We start from the raw sequence: 12,448 nt of genomic DNA, 5'->3' as shown, positions 1-12,448 counted from the left end.
ATAGGCTGTCTCCCTGCCGTCTTACTGGGTTGTAGCCAAGACTGTGCAGATATTCCTCTATGCGTATCTGCTTCGCTTCATTCGTATTCATGTGGGTTTCTGTTTAAGTGGACATTGTTTTTTCTTTTCGCCCGTACTTTTTGCATGTTGTGAGCTGCATCCGCTTTATTTTACTTCGCTATATATATGCACCCTGACTAAAGTAAAGCGGTTTCCGGGCTGTCATGCTGTTTTTCTTGTCAAGTGGTGCAAATGTCTTTTTTGTTTTTGCCCGTACCTTTTCTATATATTACGGGCTATATCCACTTTACTTTATTTCCGTATATATATAGTACGTGACTAAAGTAAAGTGGTTTCCATGCAATACCGCTAATAGTGGAAATCGGGTTTGAAGGTGTATTTCCTGCCGTTCTCCTGCACGATCATCCGTTTGTTCTTCAATACGGTAATGAGGTCTGTCACCCTGTTTCCGCCAAGCATGACACCGACAGAGGCGTAGGTTTCCCTCAATACCCTTTCGAGTTCCTTGTAGCCGTATTCGTCTTTCAGGGTGAATGCCGCTTCCAGTGCGATGCGGTGCTGCTGCTCGGTGACATCCTTGTACGGGTCGAATTTCCTCCTCCCTTTGCCCGGCTCCTTCTCCTTGAACTGATAGCCGTCCAGCAGTTCGGGCAGTGCCTCCTCATTGATACGGAATGCGAACGGCTCGAAATCCACCGCCCTGATATGTGCGGTTTTGACCGTACTTATGTCGGGGTTCTTGCTGTCCTTCTCCACTTGCAGTACGGTTTCCGCCTTGTTGCTGAGTTCGGTTCCGATGTGCCCCCTTGCGTTCTCGTCCCCCTTGTTCTGGTGCAGGATAGTATGGATGTGGATATTCCTTTCCCCCGTCCATGTCATCAGTAGGGAGATAATTCTTGTGGACTCGCCGGAACTGTTGATGTCATACACCATGTCCCGTATTCCGTCAATGATTACCAGCCCTACATTCTCGGTTCGGTAGATTGCCTCCCTTACGATTGCTATACGCTCTTCGGGCGTGTATTTCCTTAGGACGAGAAATTCAAGGTCTTCATGGTTTCTGTCTGTGGGTAGTCCCGCCATGCGCAATATCCGTTTTGCCACCTTTGCGCAGTGGTAGGTGCTTTGCTCGGTGTCCACATAGAGTATTTTCCGCTTGTTTTCGGGCAGTTCAGCCGTGTAGCTTAGTACCGTTCCGTTTTTCAGCGCAGCCGCCACGATTGCGGAAACATTGAATGTTTTCTTGCTTTTGGCTTTTCCGATTGACGCACTGAAATTGCCCAGCGTGCCTATGACGGAGCCCCGCACTTTCAGGATTTCGGGTGCCTTCTCGTAGTCATCCGAAAGGTCGAGCCGTGAGGCTTGCCATAGTATCACCGCCTCTTCGGGCGTGACCTCTTTTCTTTCTCTGTACTCCATAGCCTGCCTCCTTATCTGCGTCCCCCGTTTTTGTGTCCTGCCAGTTCCAGTGCCATGTCCGCATCGACGATGATTTTGCGTCCTATCTGCGTGACGGCTCTGTCTATCTTTCCGCTTTTCTTGATACGGTTTGCGGTGGGTATGCTGCACCCGAACAGCCGGGCTATGCCGCCTATCCCGTACACGTATTTCTTGTCCTTGTTGGCTACGGGCTGCGCTGCTCCCATTTCTTTTTCCTGCAAGGCATGGCGGTTCAGGAATATGAATTCCTCGCCCGTCATCTGCCATACGGGTTTTGATAAAAGTTCTTTCACTTCCATTTTCTTGATATGATTAAGTTTACACTGTAAGCCCTGCGCGTGGGCTTTTTACCTCGTTCGAACAGTGCAAAGTTAGTCCCGGGTACGAGTGGTAAGGATGTGGATAGCGTGATTGGGGTATCACGCTATCTTGTTAAATATCAGTAAGTAATAAAAAGTGGTAGAAATTATTTTGAGTGGTAAAAGTGGTTGTGTCGTGGAATGTCGGGACATATCATCGGCTATCGGAATATTGACCGCATTTCCTTAGCAAATTCCTGATTGCTGTCACTGGGAAAATCGGAAACGGGCTCTTTGTATTTTGACTTGTAGTATGTATCGTCTATTCCCAGCAGGTTCATGATGTCCTCTTTCCATTTTTCTCTGTCCGGCTTGGGTAGCGTTTCACCCATAAGGAAAATGAGATAGCATACACGTGCCTTCTCCCTCGGTCTTATTTTCAGTCTGCTTTCGTATGGTTGCAGGTTCATGTTGGCGTAGAAGTCCAATTCGGAAACGGCTTCGAACTGCTCACCGTTGCATTTTTCGTAAACGGCTGACAAGAGTTTCATGGGGAAGTAGGTGGGCGGGGTTGTCTGTGCGGTGACAGCTTCCTTTTCTTCTCCCTCCTTTTTCTTTTGGTCTGTCAGGTATTTTTCAAGGATAGCCAATAGTGAGCCGCTCAGCCTGCAAATATCCCCGCAATGGTTTTTCAGGCATTGCAGGGCTTCACGCTTTGCCTGCTCCTTTTGCTTGTACAGTTCGTCCAGCCTGGCTTTCTCCTTGTCGTATTCCCGTTTGCACCGTTCGTACCTTCTTTCCAAAAGCTCCTCTTCCTGACGGTCGTGCTCCCTGAAACCTACCGCCTCCAAAGAGCCGTTGGCTTCCATGAGTTCCCGGTAATATTCATTTGTGACTTTCATCTGTCTGTCAATGCCCCAGTCAAAACGGCTTTCATGCTGTCGGCAGACATATCCGGTATCGAGACGGTCGAAAAACTCCTTGCAGGTATTGTAGGTCGATATATTGTTCTCAATCTCACGTTTCAGGCTGTTCAGGAGTACGGAATAGTGTGTAGCGTCCATTTCAAGTATGAGGCTGATAAGTGCGGTTTCAAAGGTCTGCGTGTCCCCGTACTCTCTGTAAAAACCGGAAATGAACTGTTGCTTCTCAAAAGAGAAACTGCCTCCGGACATTATTTCGGTGTATATCTTGTTGAGTTTCCCGTAGCGGGGTATCATTGATGTTATTCTTTCGTCCATAGTTATATCAGATTAAATTTAGTCATGGCATTGATTTTAATCTCATCCGCTATATCAATATAGGGCTTCATCGCTTTGTAATCGCTGTGTCCCGTCCATTTCATTACTACTTGTACTGGAATCCCAAGCGCCAAAGCATTACAAATAAATGTTCGTCTTCCAGTGTGGGTACTTAACAATGCGTATTTAGGTGTAACTTCGTCTATTCGTTCATTTCCTCTATAATATGTTTCTCGTATTGGTTCATCTATTTCTGCCAGTTGTCCCAGTTCTTTTAAAAATTCGTTCATTCTTTGGTTGCTTACAACTGGCAATGCCTTGTCATTAGGGAACGGCACATCTTTGTACTTTTCGAGTATTGCCTTGCTGTGATCATTTAATTCAATAATAAGACTGTCTGCTGTCTTTATGGTAATAACCTCGATGTGACCGTTTTTAACGTCACTATGTTTCAAATTATACACATCGGAGTGACGTAATCCTGTGAAACAGCAAAATAGCAATACATCCCTTACTCTTTCAAGGTATTTCTTTGTTGGTGGTATTGGGCAGGTTCTTAGTTTATTTATTTCATTTTGGGTGAGGAATATCACTTTTTTTGGTGCACTTTTCATTTTAGGCGTGAATTTATCATAAGCCATGTTTTGGTGATACCCTTTTCGATTACCCCAACGTAAGAACCATTTTACGAACTTGATTTGTTTGGCAATGGAAGTGTTGCGCATGTTTTTTTCTGTACGTAAAAATTCTATATAGTCATTGAAATGTTTTTCCGTCCAACTGTCAAACGTAGTATTAGGGTCAAATGTGTAAATGTGTTTTTTGACTGTTGCAAACTTTTTGAGGGTTGAGGAAGACCAGTCATTTTGTTTGCTACATTCTGCAACAAATTCATTGAAAACTTTCATGAAATCCAATTCAACCTTCTGCTTTTCTTCATGGCTTTCTTTTTTTTCCTCTTTTGTTTTTAGGTTGAACGCTTCTTTAATTTGTGCAGGGGTGGGTATTACATCTTGCACCTCGAATTCTTTGAACACATTCTGTATTTCGGTGTATTGCCGCAATAGTTCTGCGTTGATTTCGGATGCACTTTGCTTTAGTTTGTTGGTACAACCGTTTCTAACCCGTTGCTTGTCTGTGTCCCATTTTTCTACATCAATTCTATATCCCGTTGTAAATTCGATACGCTGACTGGCAAAGATAACACGCATACGGATTGGCACATTCTTTGTAACTGGAATACCGTCTTTTTTGCGGCTTTCCGGTGCAAAAATGATATTTCTTTTAATATTCATAATTGGGTGTGTTTGAAAATGACACCCAAAAATACACCCGAAAAATGAGATATACAATGATATTAAGAGATATTTAGATTAATGAAAGAAAGAGATAAATAACTGATTATATGATATTTGATGTTCTGTGAGATTTTATAAAAAGGTTCGAGAGACACCCTCCAGCTCCACGGAAATAGTAAAAAGAAGTTTGTAAGTCCTTGAATTCCAGTAATTCAGGGGCTTTTTCTTTTCTTCTACTCCCCCTACCTTTTATATTCATTTAGAAAACAGTTGTAGTAAATGTGCTACAATTCAAAATTAATATCTACTTTTGTCTGTTCAAAAATCAATAACTATTAGAAGTGGGGGCAACACTTTAAATTCTGCAACAGATTTATGAAAATTCACGAAGGAAAATGTACAGAGAAGATTTTGAAAGAACGTGAACGGATTGGTAGTCGGTTAGCCATTCTTCGCAAGAAGAGAAATATGACCCAAGAGAAATTGGCTAATCTTTGTGGTGTTAATCGTGTTAATATAGCCAAGATAGAGAAAGGGGCTTATAATGTGAGCATTGATATACTATCTAAGGTAACATCCGCTCTTGGTTTTGTGATAGATATAAAAGTGGATAGCTCTGTTTGTCCGACTCATTTCTCTCAACGTAAACCTGTAAAGCTGGTAATAGGGAAAGACTATTATGTCAGTTTTGGCAATAACGAAGCCCATAGATGTAAGCTGGTTGATATTCCGGAGATGTACCAAGGTCAAAGAATTAAAATCGAAACTCCGACCCCGAGAGGGTCTATCACCCACATATTATTTGCCGATGAAATAGGAACGACACCTGACGAGGCTGTAATGAACCAAGTAACGATGTAAAAACATTAAAAGGGAGGAAGTGCAAGTTCCCCTTTTATTGAAATCCCCCTCGCTACAACCATCTGCAGCGAGGGGGATTTTTTAGTTTATGAGGGTTTCTACACACCCTCTTTCATCAGGGCTATTCAGAAATTTAATGGTTTCTTCTGAATATATAATCTTAAATTGATGGTTCGGAATCAATTCTAAAGCTGGGAAATCAGTAGTGATTAACAGTTTTAGTCCCTTTCTTTAATATGTAAAAGCAACTTGTACAAAAGAAGTTTCTTATGTACGGGATAGCAGCAATAACTCCGTTGAGCCTTCGTGGGGACAAGCCGAATTTGATTTTATAATGTGGGTTTATAAGGTACAGTCTCCGGTCAATGATTTGATAGTTGGCTTGCCGGGCGATGCGATTGAACAGTTCGATGGTGCATCCGGTGCTCTTTATATCCAGTAGCTCCGTGATTACGCGTTCCTGCTCACCGCATAGTCTTAATATCCATCTGTATAAAGTGCGGGGAAGGAGGTGGAGAAAAGGGAAATGTGAAACAATGTGGCTGTGTGCTATCTGCTGGTGGCCTCCGAATGGCATTTGCCAGGCGGGAAACCCTACAAATACAGCTCCGTCGGCAGACAAATGTTTTTGTAGGCCGGAGAGGAACCGTTCTTTGTCTCTGATATGCTCTATCACATCGTGTAGAAGAATCAGGGGAAAATTCGTAGCCTTGTCCTCAAGCTGGAAAATGTCGGTGGCAATGAACTGTCCCTGCTGATGCCTTTGGGCGAAGAAGGCCCTGGCTTGCTCTATTCGCATGGCATCAATGTCTACGCCCATCACCCGGCAACCGGCTTTGGCAAAGGGAAGCAGATTGCCTCCCTCTCCACAGCCCACTTCCAGCACTTTATCGGGGATGTGTCCGATGACTTCCTTTATGTAGGGGATATAATAGTTCTTGCTGGTCTGTGACTGTTCATCAAAGTAGCTTTCCCGGTCGGTATGTCGTTTCTGCATGTTCTTTGTTCCTTCTTGAGTTTAATTATCCATATAAATAGATAATCAGTCGGGTAAAAGACTGCGTGGCGCATCGTTTTTTTACCAGGAAATGCGGAGGCCTACCGGGAGGGTGAATGTGAACGGGTGTTCCTTTCGGATGGTGCGCAGTTGGCTGCCGTCGGGGATATAATAGTTTACAGTCGGCTCCAGATAGATGCCTGCCTGGGGTGTGAGGCGATATTGTATGCCTATACTTGTGTTGACCGACCACTGCCAGGGAGCACTTACCGGCTGGCTGTCGAGCTTGTGTGGAATACTGTCCGTGACATGGAAGCTTTGGAGTGTCCCTTTTATGGGGATATCCACCTGCATGCCTGCCGTGGCATAACTGGAGAAACGTTTGTAATGCCAGAAACGGTAGGAAAGCCGGAGAGGAATGCCGATATAATGCAACTTCTGGTTGTCTTGAATGCGGAATGCTTCGCCGGTAGTGAACTCCGACCTGAGAAGCGTATATTGCAATCCGGTTTCCAGACTCCAACGCTCATTCAATTTCTTGCTGAGAGAGAGTCCCACGACGATGGGGGCATGATGTTGCTGGTTCTCAACAATCCTGCCGCTGTTATTCTGGGCAATCTGCATGAGTCCGATGGAATCTTTTCCCAGAGTACCCTGCTGATAGCGGGTGTGCAGATAAGAATAATACTCTTCCCACGTGCTGACTTGTTGAGGGAAGTCACTTGAAATGCCGTCGGTATGTGGAGTGGCAATCAGCTTATATAAGTTCTGTGCCAGTTGCGGTCCGAGTGAACCAGCCAGCATCAACTTCCATTTTCCGGATTTCTTCTTGCGGGTTGGCGGCATCAGGGAAGGGGAGGAGGCGAAAGCCATCTGCCGGTTGGTGATGGTCTGTCCGGTGAATGGAGAAGGTATGGGATATTTGTGGATACTATCTTTCATTGTGGGTATGGCAAGGGGCCATTCTGTGGAAACTGGAACGGGAGGGATGATTCGTTCCCTTTTGTTCAGATTTTCTTTAGTATGGCATTGTTCGCCGGTTCGGGGAGTATCGGTTTTCTTTGTTTGTTGCGTACTCCCGGCTTGCCTGGAAGAAACTTTGGACAAACGGTTTTCCCTGATACTCTTTTTCTCTCTGTACAGATAGTCATACAGCGTTGGAAAGAGAAGCAATACTGTCAAAACAATGAATACACGGTATCCTGCCAGCATCTTTTTAAGTAAAATTTTCGCCCGGAACAATTGGGAGGAAGAGGAGTGTGGCGCTATACCCAGTAAATCTCCGATTTCTTTGTGGGACAATCCTTCCAGTACTGCCAGTTTAAATACCTTGCAGTAGCCCTCCGGAAGGCTCTCCACTATATCCAGCATCTTATCGTACGAAATGAAATCCGGACAAAAAGGATTTTCAGCAGGCTCTTCCTCTTCCGGAATATCTGTCAATGGGATGGTGGGGTTGGCATTGGCATGGTTGAGGTATTGCAGTGCCAGGTTTCTCATAATCTTTTTCATCCAGTATTCCAGTTTCTCCGGGTTGCGCAGCGAATGAATGGAAGTGAATATGATGACAAAACCGTCGTGAAGAAGATCTTGGGCTATCGTTGGGTCGGGAATATAGCGTAGGCATACTTTCAGCATTTTCTCTGAATAGTTTTCGTAGAGCAGGCTCAAGGCCTGCCCGTTTCCCTTCTGGCATAAAGTGACAAGAGCTTTTGTATCCATGTGTTTGTCTCAATGTTATTTCTTAAGGATAGAGAAGAACATGAATGACTGCATGGATTTTTATTTTTTAACTAAGCCTCCCGGTTGACTTCTGCTGCACAGTCCGGACAAATGCCTTTCAGTACATAGTTGATGCTGTTCAGTGTAAATCCTTGAGGCAGCTTCACCACCGGAGTGGGAATGTTGGTGAAGCAGAAGGTTTTGTTGCATTTCTCGCAATGGAAATGGGTGTGCAGGTCGCTTACGTCGCAAGAGCAACTGTCGCTGCACACGGCATACTTGAAGGAACCCGTCCCGTCATCTATACTGTGTATCAGATGATGGGAGAGGAATAGGGTAAGGGTACGGAAGATGGTGGATTTGTCCACCGTATCCAGCATGGTTTCAAGGTCGAGCAATGAGACGGAACGGCCTGCCTGCATCATGGTGCGCAATACCAGGATGCGGATGGCAGTGGGCTGTATGTCCCTTTTGGCCAATAGGTCCAAATATTTCTTTTCTTCCATTTTTTCTATTTAATAAGTTTCTGTATGCGTATGGCGTTCACTATCGCAATGAGGGCGACGCCTACGTCGGCAAAGACAGCTTCCCAAAGTGTGGCGATTCCACCGGCACCGAGGATGAGGACAAGCAGCTTCACTCCGAAAGCCAGCGAGATGTTCTGCCAGACAATCCGGCGGGTTTGCCTGCCCGCATGAATGGCGGTGGCCACTCTCGAAGGCTGGTCTGTCTGTATCACTACATCGGCGGTTTCGATGGCGGCATCGCTGCCAAGTCCGCCCATGGCGATGCCCACATGGCTAAGGGCAAGAACCGGGGCATCATTGATGCCGTCGCCCACAAAGGCTATTCGGTTGGCAGGGTTGCTGCGGAGTGCCTCGATGTGCTTCACCTTTCCGTCCGGCAGCAGGTCTCCGTATGCCTGGGTGATGCCTAGCTTTTCTGCAAAGTTAGTAACAATGGCTTGTTTGTCTCCCGATAATATCTGAATATTATTGATATTTAAAGCTTTTAATTCTTTGACGGCGTTGACGGCATCTTCCTTTAATGTGTCTGATAGCAACAGATAACCGGCATATTTTGTTCCGATGGCGCAGGCCACAATCGTATCGACAATTGATGACAATTCATCGGGATATTCTATCCCGAACTTAGTCAGCAGGCGGGTGTTGCCCACCAGGACACGCGTTCCATCCATAGTGGCTTGCAGTCCGTGGCCGGCAATCTCCGTAACGTCCGTTGTGGCAATCAGCTCTATATCTCTTTGTTTGGCATAGCTTACGATGGCTTTGGCTATGGGGTGCGTACTGTTTCGCTCTGCCGAGGCGGCAAGCTGTATCAACTTCTCTTCCGTAACTCCCGGTTGTGCCTGGCAGGATTGTACATCGAAGGTGCCTTTGGTCAGCGTACCCGTCTTGTCGAATACCACCGTGTCGACTTGGGTGATGGCATCGAGGTAGTTGCTACCTTTGAAGAGGACACCCAGGCGGGAGGCGGCGCCGATGCCTCCGAAGTAGCCTAACGGAATGCTTACGACGAGGGCGCACGGGCAGGAGATAACCAGAAAGACCAATGCCCTGTATAGCCAGTCATTGAAGATGAACGAGAATTGTGCATCTGCCAGCGAATAGAGGAAGGGGAGCAGTACAATCAATGCCGCCAGTCCGGTGACGGTGGGCGTATAGATACGGGCAAACTTACGGATGAAAAGTTCTGCCGGCGCTTTGCGCTCGGAGGCATTCTGCACCAGTTCCAATATACGGGAAAGAGCACTTTTCTCGAAGGGTTTGGTGACTTGGATGCGTACGACTTTGTCGGTCGCAATCATTCCGGCAAGCACTTCCCCGCCCTGGCGGATGTTGCGGGGAACACTTTCTCCCGTCAGTGCGGAGGTGTTGAAGGCGGCAACTTCGTCCAGCATCGTTCCGTCCAGGGGGACGCGCTCTCCGGCTTTTACTTCGATGGTTTCGCCTACCTGCACACGTTGGGGAGCTTCGACAAGTGTACTGCCGTTTCTGATGACCGTTGCCGTTTCGGGACGTACGTCGAGCAGGGCGCTGATGTTACGCTTGGCTTTGTCTACGGCTTTGTCCTGAAAGAGCTCTCCCAAGGAGTAGAAGAGCATGACGGCAACGCCTTCGGGATATTCGCCTATATAGAAGGCGCCGAGGGTGGCGATGGACATAAGGGTGAATTCGCTGAACACGTCCTTTTGCAGGATGCTTTCCCAGGCTTCCCTCATCACCGGGAGGCCTACGGGGAGATAGGCAAGCAAGTACCATATAAAAGGTACATACTCTCCCTTGAAGAAGGTGGTGTCAGTAGCATTCAGGATGAGCCCTCCGAAGAGCAATAGGGCGGAGAGGATGATTCTCCAATAATCTTTCAGCAGACTGTTTCTTTTTTCTTGTATCGCTGTATGTCCGTGTGTGCAGCAGCATTTGCAACTCATATTGTTTCCTCCTATTTTCTATTTTCTGCAGCAAAGGTAGCGGAAAGGAGATGCAACTTGGTTGCAAAGTGAAAATTCCCGGACTGTCCGGGCTGTCTTAGATTTCCAGCATCCGCTTCTCCCGTTCCAGGTCTTTCTCGTTCAGCAGGGGAGAGGGGACGGAGCAGGTTTTGATGAAGTCGCCCGGCTGGCAGGTGTAGTTGTAGTAGGGGCGTTGCTCGTCGGTCAGCTGGTCTTGGGGGATGAGCTGGCCTTTCAGTTCCAGGAAGTCGTCCATGGAGGTGCTGTCCGAGTGTTTGATGAAGAGGATGCGGCGGGCTATGGGGTTGCGGTTGTAGTCCAGACAGAGGTAGAGCCCTTTGAGCAGGTGGGGAAAGTCGTACATGGGCAGTTGCAGGTAGATGGTGAACAAGGCCAGTTGGGGCGCCTCGCGTTCGTTGAAGAAGATATAGGCATTCTGGTGGTTGTTGAAGACAGCAGTGCCGAAGTGGGTGGTGTTGTAGGCGCTCATGTGCACCACTTTGACGTGGTCGTTGCTGTCGGCAGGGGTTATCAGGTAAGGCTCTACCTTTAAGGCATTGGAGGAGGAAGAGAGGCTGTAACTGATGTAGATGCCGCTGTAATTGTACACTTCCTGCGCCGAGTGGAGCATCTCATGAAGTTTATTAATAATGGAAATTCATTTTTGCTGTCAGCACCCGCCTCTATCTTTGCCGCCGAAATCAAGAACCAACTTAAACGACACACTATGTTCAACGGTGAGAAAAAACAGATAATACAGAGCAAGAGACTGGCTGATGCCTTATTCATCCTTTGGGCGGGTGGAGCGGCTTTGCTCTCCTATTCACTGGTCTATGCGCTGCGCAAGCCGTTTACGGCTGCGGGCTTCGACGGGCTCGACTTCTTCGGGATGGATTACAAGACGGCAACCAGCACCGTGCAGATTTCCGGCTATTTTATTTCCAAGCTGATTGGCATCAAGGTAATTTCGGAACTGAAGAAGGAGAACCGTCTGAAGTTCATCATCCTCTCGGTGGCGGTGGCCGAGCTTTCGCTGGTGCTGTTCGGAGCGTTGCCCCGACCGCTGAATGTCTTTGCGCTGTTCTTCAACGGGCTTTCGTTGGGATGCATGTGGGGAGTGATTTTCAGTTTCCTCGAGGGGCGGCGGGTGACGGACCTGCTGGCGAGCCTAATGGGGCTGAGCATTGCCATCAGTTCGGGCACGGCAAAGTCCGTCGGGCTGTTTGTGATGGAGCATCTCCACATCAGTGAGTTCTGGATGCCTGCCTTTATCGGTGCCTTTGCCTTCCCGCTGCTGTCGTTGCTGGGCTGGCTGATGACGAGAATGCCGCAACCTACCGCGGCAGACCGGGCACTACGCTCGGAACGGGTGACGCTGGACGGCAGGGCGCGTGCGGACCTCTTCAAGAGCTTCATGCCGGTATTGCTGATGCTGTTTGCGGCAAACTTGTTCATCACCGTCTTGCAGGACATCAAGGAGGACTTCCTGGTGAAGATTCTGGATGTGGAGGCGGCGGAGCTGTCGTCGTGGGCATTTGCCAAGGTAGATGCGGTGGTGACACTGATTATCTTGTTGCTTTTCGGGCTGATGTCCGCGGTGAGGAGTAATATAAAGGTGCTGTGCCTGCTGCTGGTGCTTGTGACGTGCGGCACAGCGACCTTGGGATTCGTGGCCTTCAATTACGATGGGTTGCAACTGCCACCCATGACGTGGCTGTTCCTCCAGAGTTTGTCGCTCTATACTGTTTACCTCAGCTTCCAGACGTTGTTCTTCGAGCGTTTCATCGCCTGCTTCCGCATCAAGGGGAATGTGGGGTTCTTTATTGTCACACTCGATTTTATCGGGTATACCGGTACGGTGGTGGTATTGGTATTCAAGGAATTCTTCAATCCGGACATCAACTGGCTGGATTTCTATAACCTGATGTCGGGCTATGTCGGCATTGTGTGCAGCGTGGCTTTCCTATGCTCGGCTGTCTACCTGGTGCAGCGCTATCGCAAGGAGAATGCTTCGGGACCGTTGGGCTCTTCCCTTTTCCGTTTGCGCCGTTGGTCCCGGCCGGGCAATTCCTTGCTTCTTGAGACTGAATAATAAT

At 47.5% G+C, this 12,448-nt stretch carries 10 protein-coding genes and 1 pseudogene; 2 read left to right on the top strand and 9 right to left on the bottom strand.

From position 1 onward, the window contains the following. Positions 1-369 precede the first annotated feature (369 nt). The 4 genes from DWY55_RS18170 to DWY55_RS18155 form a co-directional block, all read right to left on the bottom strand. Positions 370-1,440 (bottom strand): AAA family ATPase, encoded by a 1,071-nt coding sequence (locus DWY55_RS18170; protein WP_117710134.1) that lies wholly within the window; start codon positions 1,438-1,440, stop codon positions 370-372. Positions 1,441-1,451: 11 nt separating this feature from the next. Next, a complete protein-coding gene (locus tag DWY55_RS18165; protein ID WP_117710133.1) occupies positions 1,452-1,760 on the bottom strand; it encodes a DUF3853 family protein in 309 nt (102 codons plus the stop codon). 221 nt (positions 1,761-1,981) lie between these two features. Beyond that, entirely contained in the window at positions 1,982-3,001 is a 1,020-nt protein-coding gene (locus DWY55_RS18160; protein ID WP_117710132.1) for a hypothetical protein, read from the bottom strand. A 2-nt stretch (positions 3,002-3,003) separates the two neighbouring features. Further along, positions 3,004-4,296, bottom strand: a complete 1,293-nt coding sequence (locus DWY55_RS18155) for a site-specific integrase (RefSeq protein ID WP_117710131.1) — start codon at positions 4,294-4,296, stop codon at positions 3,004-3,006. 378 nt (positions 4,297-4,674) lie between these two features. On the opposite strand from DWY55_RS18155, the gene DWY55_RS18150 reads away from it, so the two are divergent. After that, positions 4,675-5,160: a helix-turn-helix domain-containing protein gene (locus DWY55_RS18150; RefSeq protein ID WP_117878399.1), complete on the top strand. Its 486-nt coding sequence runs from the start codon at positions 4,675-4,677 to the stop codon at positions 5,158-5,160. 199 nt (positions 5,161-5,359) lie between these two features. Here the strand turns inward: DWY55_RS18150 and DWY55_RS18145 are convergent, their stop codons facing one another. The 5 genes and pseudogenes from DWY55_RS18145 to DWY55_RS18125 all read right to left on the bottom strand — a co-directional run. Further along, positions 5,360-6,157, bottom strand: coding sequence for a class I SAM-dependent methyltransferase (locus DWY55_RS18145; RefSeq protein ID WP_117878401.1), 798 nt, complete (start codon positions 6,155-6,157; stop codon positions 5,360-5,362). Between the two features lie 81 nt (positions 6,158-6,238). Further along, a complete protein-coding gene (locus DWY55_RS18140) occupies positions 6,239-7,879 on the bottom strand; it encodes a sigma-70 family RNA polymerase sigma factor (protein WP_117878403.1) in 1,641 nt (546 codons plus the stop codon). A gap of 71 nt (positions 7,880-7,950) precedes the next feature. Continuing rightward, complete coding sequence (locus DWY55_RS18135; protein WP_005831909.1) at positions 7,951-8,385, bottom strand: Fur family transcriptional regulator; 435 nt, start codon at positions 8,383-8,385, stop codon at positions 7,951-7,953. A 5-nt stretch (positions 8,386-8,390) separates the two neighbouring features. Then, the gene (locus DWY55_RS18130) at positions 8,391-10,331 is read right to left on the bottom strand and encodes a heavy metal translocating P-type ATPase (protein ID WP_005831907.1); all 1,941 of its coding nucleotides are present in this window, start codon (positions 10,329-10,331) and stop codon (positions 8,391-8,393) included. 97 nt (positions 10,332-10,428) lie between these two features. Further along, positions 10,429-10,986: pseudogene (locus tag DWY55_RS18125) on the bottom strand (hypothetical protein); the annotation flags it as partial. On the opposite strand from DWY55_RS18125, the gene DWY55_RS18120 reads away from it, so the two are divergent. Beyond that, the gene (locus DWY55_RS18120; RefSeq protein ID WP_117878407.1) at positions 10,987-12,444 is read left to right on the top strand and encodes a DUF5690 family protein; all 1,458 of its coding nucleotides are present in this window, start codon (positions 10,987-10,989) and stop codon (positions 12,442-12,444) included. The last annotated feature ends 4 nt before the right edge of the window (positions 12,445-12,448 follow it).

Origin of the sequence: Bacteroides sp. AF25-38AC (genome assembly GCF_003602995.1) — a bacterium.
Classification (GTDB): Bacteria; Bacteroidota; Bacteroidia; order Bacteroidales; family Bacteroidaceae; genus Bacteroides; species Bacteroides uniformis.
The sequence above is the reverse complement of the archived record's forward strand: the minus strand, read 5'-3'. Positions and strand labels throughout refer to the sequence as shown.